This is a genomic window from Fibrobacter sp. UWB12, assembly GCF_900142485.1.
Classification (GTDB): domain Bacteria; phylum Fibrobacterota; class Fibrobacteria; order Fibrobacterales; family Fibrobacteraceae; genus Fibrobacter.
This window is the reverse complement of record NZ_FRAZ01000002.1, coordinates 99,066-117,068: the sequence shown is the minus strand read 5'-3', so window position 1 is coordinate 117,068 and position 18,003 is coordinate 99,066. Positions and strand designations below refer to the sequence as shown.

Annotated in this window: 11 protein-coding genes and 1 pseudogene; 11 read left to right on the top strand and 1 reads right to left on the bottom strand. The window is 42.2% G+C overall.

Translation table 11 applies throughout. From position 1 onward, the window contains the following. The first annotated feature begins 97 nt into the window (after positions 1–97). The 8 genes and pseudogenes from BUA34_RS16055 (at position 98) to BUA34_RS03005 (ending at position 12,432) form a co-directional block, all read left to right on the top strand. The gene (locus BUA34_RS16055) at positions 98–1,357 is read left to right on the top strand and encodes a hypothetical protein (RefSeq protein ID WP_254794298.1); all 1,260 of its coding nucleotides are present in this window, start codon (positions 98–100) and stop codon (positions 1,355–1,357) included. A gap of 85 nt (positions 1,358–1,442) precedes the next feature. Beyond that, a pseudogene (locus BUA34_RS03040) lies at positions 1,443–1,943 on the top strand (type II toxin-antitoxin system death-on-curing family toxin); the annotation flags it as partial. Between the two features lie 2 nt (positions 1,944–1,945). Continuing rightward, entirely contained in the window at positions 1,946–2,704 is a 759-nt protein-coding gene (locus BUA34_RS03035; protein ID WP_072827284.1) for a metallophosphoesterase family protein, read from the top strand. Between the two features lie 48 nt (positions 2,705–2,752). Then, positions 2,753–3,733 (top strand): hypothetical protein, encoded by a 981-nt coding sequence (locus BUA34_RS03030; protein WP_072827283.1) that lies wholly within the window; start codon positions 2,753–2,755, stop codon positions 3,731–3,733. A gap of 232 nt (positions 3,734–3,965) precedes the next feature. Next, positions 3,966–4,976: a helix-turn-helix transcriptional regulator gene (locus BUA34_RS03025; protein ID WP_072827282.1), complete on the top strand. Its 1,011-nt coding sequence runs from the start codon at positions 3,966–3,968 to the stop codon at positions 4,974–4,976. A gap of 54 nt (positions 4,977–5,030) precedes the next feature. Then, positions 5,031–7,718: a PD-(D/E)XK nuclease family protein gene (locus BUA34_RS03020; RefSeq protein WP_072827281.1), complete on the top strand. Its 2,688-nt coding sequence runs from the start codon at positions 5,031–5,033 to the stop codon at positions 7,716–7,718. After that, complete coding sequence (locus BUA34_RS03015) at positions 7,718–10,990, top strand: UvrD-helicase domain-containing protein (protein ID WP_072827280.1); 3,273 nt, start codon at positions 7,718–7,720, stop codon at positions 10,988–10,990. The genes BUA34_RS03020 and BUA34_RS03015 overlap by 1 nt, the downstream gene beginning before the upstream one ends. Positions 10,991–11,448: 458 nt before the next feature. Beyond that, positions 11,449–12,432, top strand: coding sequence for an Rpn family recombination-promoting nuclease/putative transposase (locus BUA34_RS03005; protein WP_072827278.1), 984 nt, complete (start codon positions 11,449–11,451; stop codon positions 12,430–12,432). Positions 12,433–12,502: 70 nt separating this feature from the next. Here BUA34_RS03005 and BUA34_RS03000 read toward each other — a convergent pair whose 3' ends face one another. Further along, positions 12,503–13,936, bottom strand: coding sequence for an alanine/glycine:cation symporter family protein (locus tag BUA34_RS03000; protein WP_072827277.1), 1,434 nt, complete (start codon positions 13,934–13,936; stop codon positions 12,503–12,505). 50 nt (positions 13,937–13,986) lie between these two features. Here BUA34_RS03000 and BUA34_RS02995 point away from each other — a divergent pair, with 50 nt between their 5' ends. From BUA34_RS02995 to BUA34_RS02985, 3 genes are all read left to right on the top strand, one after another. After that, the gene (locus BUA34_RS02995; protein ID WP_072827276.1) at positions 13,987–15,213 is read left to right on the top strand and encodes a pyridoxal phosphate-dependent aminotransferase; all 1,227 of its coding nucleotides are present in this window, start codon (positions 13,987–13,989) and stop codon (positions 15,211–15,213) included. A gap of 161 nt (positions 15,214–15,374) precedes the next feature. Continuing rightward, positions 15,375–16,769, top strand: coding sequence for an alpha/beta fold hydrolase (locus BUA34_RS02990; RefSeq protein ID WP_072827275.1), 1,395 nt, complete (start codon positions 15,375–15,377; stop codon positions 16,767–16,769). Positions 16,770–16,817: 48 nt separating this feature from the next. Continuing rightward, the gene (locus BUA34_RS02985) at positions 16,818–17,999 is read left to right on the top strand and encodes a hypothetical protein (RefSeq protein ID WP_254794297.1); all 1,182 of its coding nucleotides are present in this window, start codon (positions 16,818–16,820) and stop codon (positions 17,997–17,999) included. The last annotated feature ends 4 nt before the right edge of the window (positions 18,000–18,003 follow it).

Below are 18,003 nucleotides of genomic sequence, written 5' to 3'. Positions count from 1 at the left end.
ATTCGCATCTTTGGGCGGTTTTTAAGCGGACTCCATTTAAGCGTCTGTAGTTGTCGCATGTGAACTGTATATTTATAAGCAAATAAAGGAGTTCTTTATGATCGAAGAAAAAATGGCCGAAGAAGAAATGAACAAGGCTTTCCGCTACTATAATTACGTGCGAGAGTTTTACGGTTATTTGTGCGATTCGCTGGACTTGGTTTTTGAAGATGATTGCTGTGAATTTGACCCAGCATATGCTCCCGCTGAAAAGGAATTCCCTCCTGCAGAGGGAATAGATGAAAATTCTACCGCCAAGGCGATTGCGCTTGATAAAATGGCGCGGGCTATTCGAGCCTACGAAACAATGCGGACTATTGTTGCGGTGCTTGACAAAGATGGCGTGGAGAAGGCCGCGAATAATCGCGGAATGATGCAGGATCCCCATAAGTTTGCGCTTACAAGTATTGGGGAGTATTTTCCTACGACAACGCTATGGCGCGAATTTGAAGAACCTGCGCAAAAACGGCTTGGAAAATATGCGGATGATGCTCAAAGTGCGATTATGTTGATGGAACCGCTATCACTTGAATCTGCAATTCACAATATTTTCGCAGAGCAGAAAGAATGCCTCGAAAAATTTTTACCGCAAAAAATTGAGGAATTGAAAAAGTTGCAGGCTGAGATGGAATCCTTCTTTGAAGAAAAAAATGAAAATCCGCAGAATCTCCACAGGCGGCAATTTAAATACGAAGATCGCAGAAGCCAGGAATACATCAATAGTATAATGGAAAGCCTAATCAAGGATGATGGCTGGATTGGTGCGCGAAAGAAATGCAAACTTGAAGAAAAACTTCATCAAGATATGCAGCTGTTGGCACGGAAGGCCTTGGCCAATGCCCGCTTTGAACACCGCAAAGAAAATATTGATAAACTGTTGCTGCTGAACAAACGGCTCCATGAACTGCAGGACGAATGTGCAAAAGTCGCCTTCAATATGTACAAGGACATGAGAGCTCTCATGGCGCAAGGCAAGTCGTATTACAAGACTTTTTGCATTGAGGCGTATATTGTATATGAATCAGAAGATGATTGGGAAGGAAAAGTTTCTGGACTTTACGATTCCTATGACAAGGCGAACCGTTTTGAAGTAGGCCTAAGTGATGCTCCTGGCAAGGTACCCGCCGACTATAAGGAATTGAACGCTAGGCATGAGGAACTGAACTGGAACATCGAGGGGCTTGACCTGCCTGAATTCAAGGACGAATATATCTGCTTTGCGATGCACAAGTTCTTTGCCGATGGTGATTACTCCCTCGAAGACGCCATGCGTATGAAACCTGAAGATTTTTACGTCCACACGGAGATTCATATATAGACATTTGTTGATGTGTTGGCTGAATGGATGTTATGATAACGGAGGTCTTATGCAGAATGAAAAATTTGATAAAGATACGCAGTCGTTGGTTGACGTGGTGACGGATTACGCGTTTGCGCTTGATACGCTTGATGATTACGATCATCAGAGGCTTACGTTGCGCAAGAGTGCGGTCGCAGAAAAGTTTCATGCGACTTACGAGAACGCTATGGCTGCTATTCAGGGACTTAAGGACAAGTTTGGCGGCAGCGCATTGTTTGGGCACGAAAAGGATGAGTCGTTCAAAAGCAGCATCGGGCAGATTTACCAGACCTTCGACGGTGTGGAACTTTATCCGAGCGTTGAACAGAAGGCAGCGATGCTTCTCTATCTCGTCACGAAAAATCATTCGTTCAGTGACGGCAACAAACGCATCGCGGCAACTCTCTTCTTGTGGTTTCTGCTGAATAACGGCATCTTGTACAAGGATGACGGATCCAAGCGTATTGCCGATGCTACGCTTGTGACCATGACGCTGATGATTGCAGAAAGTCGCTCCGAAGACATGGAAATGATGGTGAAGGTCGTGGTGAATCTGATGAGGTGATTATGTGCAATAAACGACAACTCTGGATTTGTGGTGACATTCGCGGTGAGTTGTCCGGGCTTGTCCGAAATGCGGTAAATCGCGGGATATCGTGTGCCGATATCCTGGTTGTTGGTGATTTTGGCGCTGGTTTTGGTCGCCCGAAATCGATGGATGTCGCCTACGGCAAGGTGCGCGCTGCTTTAGAGAAAAATGACATTTGCATATACTCGATTCGCGGCAACCATGATGACCCTGCGTTTTTCGACGGCAATCACGATTTTGAATGGCTGCATTTTATGCCGGACCATCGCATAATTGAATTATCCGGCAAGAGAATTTACCCTATTGGTGGGGCTATTTCTGCTGACATAGATTTTGTTGATCCGCTAATCCGCAAATCGCGGCGAATGATAAACGAAACCCTAATCAGGATGGGGTCTTCCAAACGCATCTGGTGGTCGGATGAGGCTCCCGTGCCGATTGTCGAAGAATTTCCCGCTGCCGTTGATATTGTTGTGTCGCACGAAGCTCCGATTTCTTTTGAACCGCCCCTTGTGCGGGCCGATTATGTGCGTGATGAAACTTGGCTGAAGATTGTCGAATCTCGCAAGTACTTGGATTATGTTTTGCAGACTGTCAAGCCATCGCTTTGGTTTTATGGGCATTATCACAGCCATTTTGAGGGTGAAGTGGAATTTGCTGCTGAAAATAGCGAATGCTTCCCGCGCAAAACTCGCTATCAGTGTTTGGATATTGCTGAAATGACGCGGATAGTTTGATTTGTTGCTAGTTGTGATTATATTTGATAAGGAAATAAGGAGATATGTATGGCTGAAAACGTTGAATTTGATGAAGAAATATGCAAAGTGCTATTGGATAAATTTCAGGATGAATTGGCTAGTAATCTTAAGGAATATTATACATGGAACTTTGAACCTGCATTGAATAAGTTGGATAAGTCTATTCAAAAAGAGATTAGAGTTAAAATAGAACAGTTGGATCCAATGCCGGTAGATTTAATTCCTTGCAAAACAATAGCATTAAAACAAAAAATGAAAGATGTTATGCTAAAGGATATAATCTCCCAAAATGAGATTGAAAACGAAGATTCTTGGAATTTGTATTCAAAATTTGTCAAGTGGGTTGTCAAAGATTGGGGTGGAATAAAGATAGACGTAAGCAAAAATAAAGACAAATTTTGTGAATTGTGGAAAAAAATCAAAACAAATCAAAAAAGAGATGACTATACCGACATTCTTGGTTTTGATAATATATCGTCCCTTTCTAAAGTGGCGTCTTTTTTGGACGAGAAAAAATATGCTGTGTATGACTCTCGCGTTGCCTTTTCTTTAAATTGGCTTATATTCATTAAGGGATTACACTGCAAAGATAAAAAATGTGGAACAATGAAATTTTTCCATCAACCCGGCGGAGAGGGACGCAATTCTGATATGAAAAAACATCGTCAATTGCCCTTTTTTAAAAGGAAATATGGAAAGGAATCAGAAAATAACAAATTGTTTTTCAAGTCTTTTTATTATGAAAGAATGGAAACCTATCAAAGATATTGTGAATTGCTTAATAAAACCGTCAAATATTACAAAGACCATAAGTCTGATTATCAGATAGGAAAAGATCAAATAACAATTGGCGAACTTGAAATGTGTTTGTTCTCAATAGCGGCTGATGGTAGAAATATTTCTAAAGAAAATATTTATAAGAAAAATATAAAAGTCATTGAAAATGATAATCGAAAGATTTTTATTGCCAATGAAATGGATCTTTATCCCCAAATCGAACGAATTTAGTCCTTAAATACACATTATCAAATAAATAGGTAAACAGGTCTCTTCGTCTATTTGTTGGTTGTTCTCTGAAAATTTCCTTTTTTAAATGAATTTTTGAGGGCTGTTTTCATTTTTTGTGCGAAAAAAGGTTGATAATAGGTTTATGCGACCGTATTTGTCGTAATTTGCACATATATTGCTCTTCATTATTCCTTTTTATTTATATTAAAAGAGGATTAGTATTGGAGAAAATATGGCAGACATGACCCGCGGTGAACGGACTGTGCAACTCTTTGCGAAGGTGATTTCGAATCCCGACAAGAAATTTACCGTTAGCGATTTAATGACATCGTTTGAAATTCCCGAAGGTGAACGCCGCAATATTCAGCGTGATATGCGGTTTCTTTCGGAAATGGATGGTGGACGCTATATTGCTGTTGAAACGGTGGGGCGCACTGCCTACTATACCTCGGCACTTCGCAATGCAGAAAGACTCCTTTTCCCGAATTTCGAAAATACGATGCTTCATTTTGTATTCTTGAAGCGCATTGCCAATATTTATCCAGCTACTAGCGAAATTATCGCGCAGCTTTTGGACCGCATTGAAAAAAGTTTACCGCACAGAGAACAAAAATCGCTCCAGCTGCTTGGTCAAGCTTTGAATACTAAAATTCTTTTTATGGGTGCGCCTCCAAATTTTGAGGAAGAATCTAGTGAAAAAATTCGGATTATTTTGCAGGCTATTCACGAACATCGCAAAATAGATGTAACCTATAAGACGGAAATGGGAGAGAAACAATCGGTCCGAATTCCGCTAATGATTATCATCTATGAAGATGATCTGTATGTTGGCTGTCAACGACCGGACGGCAATACCTATACGCTCAAGTTCCGCCGAATCAAGAACGTCAAACTTTCGAAGGAAACGTTTGTCGAAAATCCGAAGGTTCTTGATAAGCTTCGCAGACAGGTTGTGTCGGGTGCTGCGTTTATGGGAAGCCAGGAGCCAAAACTCGAAAATGTAGAAATCGAGTTTAATAGTCGAACAAGTCTTTATCTCGAAGAAAATCCGTTTAACCGTTCTATGCGAATTGGCAAGCCGAAAAACGGAAAAGTCATGGTGAAACTGAAAGCCGAAATAAATAATCTCTTGTTCAACTGGATCGTTTCTTTTACGGATGCTGCTTGCGTTAAAAAGCCGGTCTCTTTACGTAATCGTCTCAGAAACTACGCTAAATTTTTAATGGAAAATTACGGGGAGTAATTTTTGCCGTTTTTGTAAAAAACACAGTATTTTATAACAAAAGGGGATTTCAATATGAATGTGTATTATAATCCAGCGTACAGTGGTTTTGTCTATACGGGATTGACGGATGGTCAGGTCTTTTTTAATTCAACAGTATGCAATACGAATTCGCTTGTTGACTTGATTGCCCTTCATGCGGGTGTGGATTTCCCGGTGGCATCAAATATTGACCGTATCCTTGATTACTACAAGGCGATGTTGGAATACAATAAAGTTAATCCAGGTAATCTTTTTGAAAAATCTTTTAAGGTTGATAGTTTTAATACGGCAAAGGAATGCTTAAAGTGGCGTGACGCGATGATTCTTGCTGGGTGGCAACCTGGTAAAAATGATGTATCGGAGCGTATGAAGGTCCTTGCAGGGATCGAGAAGAACTTCCATTCCATTTCCAATGGCGAAAAATTGCTGCGTATAATAGAAACGGTTGAGAAAGGCTGCAATTTGCCTGAGAATTTGGAAATTATTACGCCGTTTGATTACGCTTGCTTTAAACCGGCTGAAGTTTATCTTTTGGAGGCGTTGAAAAAGAGAATTGGTGATGATAAAGTTCATTCCAACAATAATCTCCCGCAGAATTCCAACAATCTCCGCAAAGTCGCCAATATCTTAGTTGAAAACAAGCCTGATGCAATATCGCTTGACGGCGACAAATCCTTGGAACTTCTTTGTTTTGCTGAAAAGAAAGAGGCTCTTCAATATCTAAGTCAGCTTAATGCGGATGATTATTCTGTTTGGATAAACAGGGATAACCGCGCTTTTGACAACTATTTGATTCAAGTTCAGAAGCCGACATGTGGCTCCAGCGATAAAGGTGTCAGCCAAATTTCGGAATTGCCAATCATTGGACTTGCGCTTTTTACTAGACCTCTGAACTTGAACGCCATTATCAACTGGTTGACTGTTCCTAAGAGCCCTCTTAGCACAAAGTTTAGGAATGAACTTATTAATGCAATCGTTAGTAGCGGTGGATATTTCAATGATGCATGTCGTAAGTGCCTCCGCGAAGCTGAGGATAAAGATAAAGAACGGATTAAGTATTTCCTTCCAGATATTTCGAAACCAAAAGAAGCGATTAGTGACAATCCAATTAAAAAGTCGGTAATTCTCGATTATGTAAAACAGCTTTCTCAATGGATTAATGCTAATCTACACATGGAGATGAATGATTTTGAAAAGAATCACTTGACGGGGGCTCAGTCGATATGTTCTGCAATGGCGCGAATGTTGGAACTGATTGATGCCGATGAAGTTTCTTATGATGATTTGATTTTGAATTTTGATTCCATTTCGACAGAAATAGAATCTGAAATTTCTGAAAGTAAGGTTGGTTGCCAGAATCTCATTTCTTCGAGTTCCAATATCGCCTCGATTGCCGACTCTACGATTTGGTGCGATTTTTACAATTCTGATGAAATGGCTCTGTCATACGACTTCCTTTTGCCTCAAGAAAAAGAGGCTCTGAAGGAAAATGTGTGGACGAGTGAAAACGAGCAGAAATTTAATCGTTTGAATAAGTTGTTGCCATTCTTGCTTACCCAAAACAAGCTGACCTTGGTTACTGTGAAAAAGGATGGCACAAAGGATGTTGTTAAAGATCCGATTTTGATTCGTCTTGAAAAGAATATGGACAAGGAATTGACAAAAGAATCGTTGTCATTAAAACAGACTTTGGGTATTTCAACGGAAGCGATTGAACAATTCAATAATCGTCATCAGAATGAAGATGGAACGATTCGTTTTGAACGAAAAGATTTGGTATCGTTTCCTCAAACAGAAAGTTTTAGTTCCATTTCAACCTTGATTGACAATCCGTTTGATTATGTTTTTAACAAAGTTATAAAATTGAGAAAGTTGGGAAGTGCTGCTATGTCAGCTGTGTTCACAACAAAGGGTACGGTTGCTCATGCTATTATTGCAAAATTATTTGACCCAGAAAAAGGAGGTTCTCCAGCTGCAATAAGGAATCGTATTGATTCTGATTTTTACAAGGTCTTTGATGAGACTGTTCTTGAATGTGGTGGAATTCTTTTGCAACCAGAAAATCTTTCCGAAAAAAATGTTTTTAAGAAAGATATGAATAGTTGCGTAATAAAGCTGTGCAATTTTATTGAAAAAAATGGCCTGAGTGTTGTTGCATGCGAAAAAGAATATAAAGATGTTCTGCTTCCGGAATTTGAATCTCAAGAAATTCTTTTTGACGGCTTCATAGACATGCTTTTGAAAAATCAATCTGGTAAAACGGTCATTTTTGACTTTAAGTATTCTCCCAAGAAGGACAAATACGAAAAATGGATAAAGAACAACAAGTCCATGCAACTTGCCCTCTATAAAGGCTTGGTGGAAAGGACTTCTGATAAAAATGTCAAGGCCAAAGCGTACGTACTTTTACCCGATATTAAAGTCATTACTGCTGCTGATTTGATTGGAGCCTCTTTTAAAACGAATGTTGAACGAGAGGGAGATTTGCTTGAAGAAATGAGCAATTCCTATGAATACCGCAAAGTGCAAATCAAAAACGGCATTGTTGAAGATGGTGAAGGTCTGATTTTCCCTCAGGATGATGTTAAAATATCTTATGCGCTTGATATGGGGAAAAAAACTCTTGTCCCTTTGGATGCTGAAGAAAAACTCAAAAATAAAACTTGGGAAAAAACTCCTAACACTTACAGCGATTACGCATTTTTTAAGGCAGGTAAATAATGAATCACGTTACGTATATTAGTGCAGGTGCTGGTAGTGGAAAAACATACACTTTGACATCCATTCTTGCTGATTTAATTGTTAAGGAAAAGTCTACTCCTGATCAGTTTATCCTGACAACTTTTACCGAAGCCGCTGCAAGTGAATTTAGGGAAAAAGCTAAAGCTAAAATTTATGAGCATACTGAGTATGGCAAATATGCCGAAGCTGCGGAAAAACTTGATCAATCTATGATTGGAACGGTTGATAGTATCGCCAATAAGTTTGTGCAAAAATATTGGTATTTGCTTGGAGTTAGTCCTGATCAGAAACTGATTGATGATGACCAGAAAAAAATCTTCATAAGCCAAGTCTTACAATCGGTCACTTCTATTAAGGATGAATCCGGTAATTCTCCTGAAGAAGATTTCTTTGTTGAATTCTGCAAAGAATTTAATATTGGTTATCCTTTTGGTAGTGACAAATTTGGGCTGAATTATGATTTTTGGAAAGATGATGTCCGTGAAATTTTTGAAAAAGTTCAAAGCTTCAATATTTCTGATTTAAAAGAGAGCCGAGGAAAATCCATCGCTTACGCCACCGAAATTACTGGTGAAAAAGATTTGGTTGGTGTTGAAGAAGAAGTTTCAGAGCTTCTAAAAGAAATTGAAGATGTTGATAGAACTGTTACGAGGCCATCGAAAGATAGAACTGAAAAAATAAAGAAATTCAAACATTTGCTTTCAAATGAACTAAAGCTTTGCGATTTAGCATGTTTTAAAACATTTATAGATAAATTACCGAAAGCTTTTAATAACTGTAATAAAAAGGATGAGGTTTCGGATTCCCTCGCTTATGTTTATTCATCAAAAAAAGTCCGTGATTTGGTTCTTAAGTACATTGATTTGATTTTTGACTATGTAGAAAAAGCTCAGGAAGAATTCAAAAAGTTTAAGGAAAAACGCCATCTTATCGACTTTGTTGATATGGAAACGCGATTCCTAGAGCTTTTAGAAAAGGAAGAAGTTCGGCAGGATATCCGTAACACCTACAAGTATGTATTCGTTGACGAGTTCCAGGATAGTAGCCCTCTTCAGGTCAAAATTTTTGACAAGCTTTCTGAAATAGTTGGGCGTGATGAATGTGACGATTTCGTTGTTACCATTGGATCTGACAAAGATGCCAATGAATTCCATATTCACAATAGCATTTGGGTTGGTGATTTTAAACAGGCTATTTATGGATTCCGCGGAGCCGATACCGACTTGACAAAAGCTGTTGCTGACATTATCGCACAAAAGCAATCGTCATCGCCAAAGCAATTTAAAATTCATACGCTAAAAAAGAGTTTCCGCTCTTTAGAAAATATCGTGAATTTCACGAATGAACTTTTTGTTCCCGCTTTTGAAGGAACTTTAAAGAAAGAAGAAGTTGAGCTTATTGCTCATCGTCCACAAGACAATGCGGTAAAAAGTCTCAAATGTTGGGAGATTGAAGGCAAAAATGCCGAAGATCAATCAAAAAATTTGGCTTTGCAAATTGCGAAACGTCTTAAAAATGGCGAAAAGCCCTCTGATTATGCAGTTTTGGCTCGAAGAGGGGCTCCGTTGGATAAGCTTTCCGATGCTTTGAAAGCGCTTAATATCCCTGTATGCAGAACTATTGAAATTGATGAAAATCGAGATGAACTTGCTTTGGTTTCTGCACTGATGAATCTTGTTGCGAATGATTTTGATAATTATTCTAGAGCTATTGTTGCTTTTTTGACTCAAAAGGGATTTGATGCAGGATGTATAATTGATGCAAAACTTGAGTTTGATAAGTCCTATCAGGATAATAAGAACTGTCCTAAGTATTTGTCTGATAATCTGATTCTTGCAAAGTTTACGGAGCGTCGTGATTTCTACAAAACACTGACAATTCATAATTTGGTGGAAAGCTTAATTGTTGATCTCGACTTGTATTCTGTTGGTCGTAGTTGGGAAAATGCTGTTGGTACTGACGAATGCTTTGCGGCTTTGATCGAAGCTTCGTACGATTACGAGGAACGCTGTTCCCAAATAGGCGTTTCGCCGACTATTAGTGGCTATATCGATTACTGCAAAAACAATGCAAAATCGGCTGGCTCCAAGGACGGTGTGGTTCTTTCGACATTCCATCATTCAAAAGGGCTTGAATGGAAAAAGGTGATTCTCCTTGAACTTGATGAAGACGTTGAAGACGAAAATAAAAGAATCAAGTATGATGTTTTGGGCGTCCAGAATTACCATGACGTTGCTCCATCTGAAAGTAGTCTTTATCCTCCGATGATTATCAATTTGATGCCGAATTTGTTTACGGGTAATACGAAAGTTGCTGTAGACATGGCTGAAAAGATTAAGACGTCGAAGTTTTTCGAATCGTCTCGCCAGAGATTCTTCTCCGAAACGATTCGCTTGCTTTATGTTGCAATCACTCGTGCTAAGGACGAATTGATTTTGACTTTAGACGAGAAAAATCCTTTGCAAGTATTCTCCTGCTTGAATTGCAAAGTTCTTGACGCTGCTAATTGCGAAAGTGGTAAAGATGTCAACTTATTCGGCTTTAAAGACCAAGCGTTTGACGAAAGATTAAAATTCTTGTTTGAAAACGATAAATTGTCCGAGGGTGATTCTTATCAGGTCGAAAAACCTGAAAAATTAGTTTTCAAGAAAAACGAAAAAATCGAAACAGCCAATCGCGACCAACAGCCGAGTAAGGTAAAACCAAGTCGAAAGGTAACCGCGAACATCGTGTTTGATTCTAGTAGTCGTATTAAAGCGAATCCGGATGAAATGGACAAGTTTGGTACGTGTATCCATAATATTTTCTGCGTGTTGGAAAAATCTCCGACCGTGGAAACGGTTGAACGAATTATCAAGAATCATCAGATGGAAACTGCGCTTCCGCAACCCGGTGATGTCCTAAACGCATGGCGAAATCTTGAAAAGTTCTTGGCTGATACATATGGTGCTAAGGTCGCAACTTATCATGAGCTTCCGTTTAAGCATATGCACGATGGACAGATTTTCAATGGAGAGATGGACCTTGTGTGGGAAACGGATAAAGGCGTAGTTCTTGTGGACTTTAAGTCGTATCCTGGAAACAAAAATGATGTCGTTACCGAAAATAACAAACACTATGCGGGAATGTATGCAGGGCAGTTTGAATGCTATGAATGTGCGTTAAAGGCCGCTGGCAAGAATGTCCTTGCAAGGCTGGTTTATTACCATGTCCTTGGCGTGGTTGTGGAATTAAAATTAGATGAAGAATAATCATGGAATCCGTAAGGTGCGCACGGGGCGCCTTGCAATATAGCCCGACCCGCATGTATGCGGGGAACACCCAAAAGAAAAATGTGAAAATAGCAGGCCGCGTGAACGACCTGCTTTTTCTGTTGATTCAGTTAAAATCTGCCAAAACTTCGGCCCCTTGCACGCATAGTTTTGAAATAGTATATTCATGGTATTGATAGCATCTCGTCCTGCTGACAGCGTATTCGATCCGGGCAGGTTGTTTCACTATCTGCTTGACGCCGACCTCCCTTTGTTTCGCTTGGCAGGCGAAAATATTCGAGGCAGCATACACCCTATGGGGAAACTGGCCCCCTGGCGATCAACGTAGAGCACCGTCTGTCATAAGAAAAATATGGTAGACGTAAAGCCTTGTCTTTAAAGGTTTGTTTTAACCATTCAAAAAAAAGGACATCCCGTTTGGCGGGATGAATCAAAATATGGATTGTTCTCAGCACTATAAAATGCTTAAGGATATGGAAAAGGATCCGAAGAACCTTGCCAAGTATCAAAAAATGTACAAGTACGCTTATCTTTTGAGTGATGGCGTTTTCAAGATTGTATTCACGGAGGAAAAGTCGCACTCGCTTCTTATTTCGCTGTTGAATGCGATGCTTGACTTGCATGGTGGCGATGCCATCGGGGAAATTTCGCTGGAAATGCAGGAATTCCCGGGTATTTTCAATAAGAAAAACTGTATTGTCGATATTATTGGCACGACCAATGCAGGCGAAAAGGTTCTTGTTGAAATTCAACAGCAAAAGGACAAGTTTTTCAAGGATCGCGTAGAATACTATGTCTCTCGTGTTATTGAAAATCAGGTCCATAAGAGCGAAAAATTTGAATTGCCGCATATCTATTTTCTTGGGCTTCTGGATTTTGAACTTTTCCCGGAAGAAGAACATGAATACATCCATCATGTCGATGAAATGTGTCATGGCAAGAAGTTCTTCCCAAAGATTCAGAAGGTTTTCGTGGAAATTGAAAAGTTTTTCAAGCTCGAAAAGTTGGGTTTTACTAAGGATGACGAGTCTGATGCCGCTCAGTGGCTACGTGCTATCAGGGTTGTTATCAAAGAAGAACCTGCTCCTGAAAAAATTATGCAGAATGAAACGTTTAGGCGGTTGCTTGAATCGGTGAAATTGATTAATTTTGCAGAGGAGCTTTTCAACTGCGAGGTAAAGAAAATGACGGATGTGATGGCTGAACGCGAAAACGCTTTTGCCGAAGGCAAGGAAGAAGGCCGAGCTGCCGGATTTGCCGAAGGCAAGGAAGTGGGCCGTGCTGAAGGGGCTTCTGCCGAGCGGACGAAGGCGGATCAGGAAAAACGCCAAATGGCGAAAAGTCTCAAGGAACAGAATGTCGATGTTTCTATAATCGCTAAAACGACTGGTTTTTCTGAAGAAGAAATTCGCAGTTTATAGCTGAAATTCAGTCTTTAAGAATGCAAAAAAGCAGGCCGCATGAACGACCTGCTTTTCTTGTACCGTAATTTTACAGCTTTTGCCCTTTGTTCCAGTAATCGGTGGGCTGCTCGACGCCGCATTCTTTTGCGATGTAGACGGGCTCGAGGCCTTTCTTCTTTTGGTCGGTGTAGTTTTTGAGGGCTTTGATGGCGATTGGCGAGAGTATCAAGATGACGGGAATATTCACGAGAACCATAAGGCCTTGGCAAAGGTCTGCGCTGTCCCAGGCAAACGATGCGCTGGAGGTGGCGCCTAAGAAGACGATGGCGGTTGCGATGGTCTTGAATACGTTGCGGATTTTCTTGGTGGGGCGTCTGTTCAAGATGAAACGGAGGCAGCCTTCGGTGTAGTAGTAGTTTCCGATGAGCGTGGTGTAGCCAAAGAGGCACATGGAGAATGTGATGAAGATGGCGCCGTTGCTGCCGAGGACGGAGGCGAGAGACTTTTGTACGTAAATGATTCCAGAGATGTCTTTGCTGGGTTCGATGTTGGTCGAGAGGCACATGAGGGCTGTGGCGGAGCAGATGAGGAGCGTGTCGATGAATACGGAGAGTGATTGCACGAGGCCCTGCTTGACGGGGTGCGAGACGCTTGCGCTTGCACTTGCGTTCGGGGCGGAACCCATACCTGCTTCGTTGGAGTAGAGGCCGCGCTTGATGCCGTACATGATGCAGCTTCCGGCAAATCCGCCGAATCCAGCGTCGAACGAGAATGCGTTCTTGAAAATCGTGCCGAACATGGCAGGAACATTCGAGATGTTGTAGATGATAATGCCGAAGGCGACGATGACGTAGATAGTTCCCATGAAAGGAACGAGGTAACTTGTGATGGTGGAGATTTTCTTCGCGCCTTCCCAGATGCAAAGTGCAAAGAGGGCGGCTAAAATGAATCCGACGATGAACGGTGTGGATGATTTGTCGTAGAATTTAAAGCCGGTGAGGGAGTCCTGAATGTTGTACGAGGCGAGCAGGTTGTAGCCCACGATGTAGGTGAGGAGCACAAAGCCCGAGAAGAGAACGCCTAGCCAACGTTTGCCGAGTGCAATATGGATGTAATAGGACGGTCCGCCGTAAGAGTGTCCTGTGACATCGTCATGGCGCTTGTAAATCTGGGCGAGGGTGGATTCTACGAATGCGGAGGCGGCACCGAGGATGGCAATGACCCACATCCAGAAAATGGCGCCCGGGCCGCCGAGGCAAATGGCCGAAGATACGCCGACGATGTTTCCGGTGCCGACGCGGGAGGCGGTCGAGACCATCAGCGCCGCAAATGACGAAATTCCGTGCTTGTGCAATGGCTTTTCGCGGGTGACGCGGAATGTTTCAATCAGGTAGCGAACTTGTGGAAATCCCAAGCGAACAGAAAGGAATACCCCGGCTACAATCAAAAACAGCGGGACAATGTAGAAATCATACAAGGCGGTGTTAAGCACCGAAACAATGGGATGTAAGGGATTAACCATAGAATTCTCCTATTGGATAAATAGTAGAAAAATTTTTAAATTTCCCCGCCATGCAACCGTTAAGTAAACGCACCGAAACTTTTACCGATTCCGTTATCCGCCGAATGACCCGTATTGCCAATGCTTGCGGGGCTATTAACCTGTCGCAGGGATTCCCTGATTTTGACCCGCCGGAATTGCTCATGAAGCGGCTTTCGGAGGTGGCTTTGACGGGACCGCACCAGTATGCGATTACGTTTGGCGCGCAGAATTTCCGCGAGGCGCTGAGCGATAAGCAGTTCCATTTTAGCGGGCTGCGTTACGATCCGCAAAAAGAGATAGTGATTACTTGCGGCAGTACCGAAGCGATGATGGCTTCGATGATGTCGGTCTGCAATCCGGGCGATAAGGTGGTGCTGTTCTCGCCGTTCTACGAGAACTATTCTGCGGACACGATCCTTTGCGGGGCGACTCCTGTTTATGTGCCTCTTTCGCCGGTGGACTTGAGCTTTGATGCAAACGTGCTTGAAAGTGCGATGGCGCAGCCGGGCGTGAAGGCGCTTGTGTTATGCAATCCGGCAAACCCGAGCGGTAAGGTCTTTACGCACGAAGAACTTTCGATTATTGCATCGCTTGCAATCAAGTATGACTTGTATGTGATTACGGACGAGGTTTATGAGCATATCGTTTACGCTCCGCATCGCCATACTTACATCGCGACGCTCCCGGGAATGTTCGAACGCACGATTGAATGTAGCAGCTTGAGTAAGACTTACTCGATTACGGGTTGGCGCTTGGGCTACGTGCTTGCGGCGGAACCGGTTATGGAACGCATCAAGAAAGTTCATGACTTTTTGACGGTGGGTGCTGCGGCTCCGTTGATGGAAGCTGCTGTGACGGCGCTCCGTTTTGACAACTCGTATTATACGGGGTTGCAGGCGCATTACACGCACATGAAGGAAGTGTTTACGAGTGGCTTGCGTAATCTCGGTTTGCGTTTTACCGAACCGCAAGGTGCTTACTTTGTACTGATTGATATTTCGGAATTCGGTTATGGTCGCCGCAGTGTTGGCGGATCGCGCGGATCTTGTAGTGATGTAAAATGCGCGGCAGGCACATTGCCTGACGAACAATTCTGCATTGATATGGCGCAGAAGGTGGGCGTCGCTGCTGTTCCGGGTTCGAGCTTCTTCCGCGAACCGGTGGACCATCTCGTGCGTCTGCATTTCGCGAAGAAAGATGAAACGCTTTACGAAGCACTCAATCGCTTGGAAAATTTGAAAGAGTTGAAACGATAGCTTGTATGAATTAATTTGTAATTGAAAGGTGTGGCGGAATGCTGCTCCTTTTTTAGTTATAAAAAAATTGTATCATCAGTAATGAAATAATGGTATTGGACAAAAGCCTTTATAGAATCTATCATTGTGCGTGCTAAAACAACACAACAATGGAGGATTCAATGAATATCTTTAAAAAAAATACGAAACTTTCGACTATTATTTTAGCATCACTCCTTTCACTTTCTGCATGTTCTGATGACGATTCAAATTCTGTCGCTCCTTCAACCTCTGAAGAACATGAGCATCATGCTACGGAAGAACACTCCGGTTCTGGCGAAACGCATTCCGGTGCTGCCGATGAACATTCTGGTCATGCTACGGAATCTGGTGACCACAAATCTGCATCAAGCGGCTTGACGCTTGGCGATGAAAATATTAAAGATGGCATCATTTTCTTGCAGGATACGACAATTAATGGCGTGTTGACGGTGAATACTTCAACGCCGGGCGCAACTGTTTTGAAAAATGTCAAGGTCACGGGAAATCTGTTGATTAAACGCGCTGGCCGTGTTGATTTTTCGGGTAGTGCCGATGTGGTTCACGTGGGTAGCAGCAATACAGATGTCTATGCCTTCGATGATGTTGCTCTGGTAAATGGTCATCATTTTATGGGCAAGAACAATACCTTTACGACCAAGAGATTCTCGGATTATCAGGAAGTGGATTGGACCGAAAAGGCGGCTCACCTGTCTACGGGAATTCATTTATCTTACACGGTCTCAGGTGATGAAAAGGGTGTTCCGGTTATCTTGATTCATGGCCTTGTCGATGGGCGTGTTTCCTGGTCGCAGGTGGCTCCACAGCTTGCCAAGAAGGGCTATCGTGTATATGTTCCTGAATTGCGAGGCAACGGAAAGACGGACAAGCCAATTGAAGAATCGGCGTATTCAATCAAGGAATTGGCAAAGGATATTGCAGCTTTTATCGATAAGCTTGAATTGAACAAACCGCATATTGTTGGACATTCTTTTGGTTCATTTGTGGCGCAGGAATTGTCTATTTCGTATGTGGATAAAATCGGTTCCATCACATTGATTGGCTCGGGCGCTGCGGTCGATGAAACGAATGCCACGATAGATTGGCTTGTGAATGGCACAGGTGATAAAAATTTTGATGGAATTTTTGCTTACGATTCCACGCAGAAACTTCCTGAATCCTTCATTGAAAAGTGGGGCAATAGCACGAATCCGGATAAGGATTTCCAGACCGCACACTTGGAACATTTGCATCAAGTCCCTTATTATGCCTGGAAATTCCTTGTCAAAAACTTTGTAGCTGTTGACAATGCAAAGCGCCTTTCTTCGATTTCTTCGAATGTGCAAATTATTTGGGGCTCAAAAGACACTTTGTTTAACGAAAAGTCTCAGAAAACTTTGCAGGAAGGCCTTTCTAAGGCAAAGAAAGTCGTGTTCCGTGAAGTCAAAGATGCGGACCATAATACACATTGGGGTTCCAAAGCCGCTGTAGAAACGGTAACGGACTATATCGACAACTTTATCAAGGGCGACAAGTAATTATTAATTATGGGGAGGAGTATCTGTAAAAAGATACTCCTTTGTGTTATGAATAAAATAATTTTATCATGCGTTTTATTGTTTGCGGGTGTCGCTTTTTCTGAAATTCGCCCGAAGTTGGACCTTTCTGGGATGGTGATGGTCCACGCTTATGCCGATTGGAATACGGATGAGCCTAAGGTTACGCACCGTTTTGAATCCATGCTAGATTTGGACTTTGACCTTCGTTTTAACGATCGCTGGTCTGCATGGCTTGAACTCGAAGCGATGGGGATGGCGATGAACGGAATGGAGGATATGGAAGGGATGGACATGGGCGATGAATCGTCTATGGATCCCGTAAATCCTGCTGTTGTCTTTAATGGCGCGTATATTCAATACACTCGTTCGGAACGCACTTTCTTTCGCGTTGGTGATTTGAAATTTTTTGAAGGTATTTTCAAGAATTATTATGATTTCGGGGATCCGCGCGATGACGCTGCAGGCATTTCGCAAAAGACGATTCGCGGTTTAGAATTCCAGTGGAACGGATTGCAATTTGATATAGGTTTTGGCACTGCGGGCAATGACCAAAGTTGCCATTACCATTTCATGTTTGGCGAGTACATGGGAATGGATTGTCTGGAAGGTTATACGTATGAAGTTCATGCGGCGTACGACTTAGAAATTGCAAATCAAGTTTTCCGTCCTTATTTTGATTACAAAAGCTATCAGCGTAAAGACTACAATGAACTTTATGCAGGCTTGGATGTATCGCTATCTTTGGGAAACTTTGCTTTCCACGGGTTGTACGGATTTCATTCGGTATTCCTCGCAAGTAACGATGCTGTCTCGAACCACGTCTTGCTTGTAGAACCGTCATTTGATATTTCGAGATTTTGCATAGTGGGCTCTTTGTTCTATGCGTTCATCGATGACCCTGTGCGCACAAGTCTAGAAATTACCTCGCGTCCGGAATACTTTTTTGCTTTCATTGAACCGAGTGTTGCCGTGAACGAGTTCTGGACCATCGGGCTTCCGCTGGAATTGCATACAAATACATTAGATAAAAAGGACGACTTAGGCTCTGTACGCGTGGGTGGGCGATTCTACTTCAATGTGCCTGATTTCAAAATTGATATCATCTCGATGGTGCTTGTCGATATCCCGTATGGCGATGATTGGCCGTCCGAAGGGAATAAGAATGATCCTTCCTTTATTTTTGGTGTAGAAGCGATGTTTGACTTCTAGGAAT

Coding starts and splice junctions, on each gene's coding strand:
- BUA34_RS16055 (WP_254794298.1), top strand. CDS start 98: ATGATCGAAGAAAAAATGGCCGAAGAAGAAATGAACAAGGCTTTCCGC.
- BUA34_RS03035 (WP_072827284.1), top strand. CDS start 1,946: ATGTGCAATAAACGACAACTCTGGATTTGTGGTGACATTCGCGGTGAG.
- BUA34_RS03030 (WP_072827283.1), top strand. CDS start 2,753: ATGGCTGAAAACGTTGAATTTGATGAAGAAATATGCAAAGTGCTATTG.
- BUA34_RS03025 (WP_072827282.1), top strand. CDS start 3,966: ATGGCAGACATGACCCGCGGTGAACGGACTGTGCAACTCTTTGCGAAG.
- BUA34_RS03020 (WP_072827281.1), top strand. CDS start 5,031: ATGAATGTGTATTATAATCCAGCGTACAGTGGTTTTGTCTATACGGGA.
- BUA34_RS03015 (WP_072827280.1), top strand. CDS start 7,718: ATGAATCACGTTACGTATATTAGTGCAGGTGCTGGTAGTGGAAAAACA.
- BUA34_RS03005 (WP_072827278.1), top strand. CDS start 11,449: ATGGATTGTTCTCAGCACTATAAAATGCTTAAGGATATGGAAAAGGAT.
- BUA34_RS03000 (WP_072827277.1), bottom strand. CDS start 13,936: ATGGTTAATCCCTTACATCCCATTGTTTCGGTGCTTAACACCGCCTTG.
- BUA34_RS02995 (WP_072827276.1), top strand. CDS start 13,987: ATGCAACCGTTAAGTAAACGCACCGAAACTTTTACCGATTCCGTTATC.
- BUA34_RS02990 (WP_072827275.1), top strand. CDS start 15,375: ATGAATATCTTTAAAAAAAATACGAAACTTTCGACTATTATTTTAGCA.
- BUA34_RS02985 (WP_254794297.1), top strand. CDS start 16,818: ATGAATAAAATAATTTTATCATGCGTTTTATTGTTTGCGGGTGTCGCT.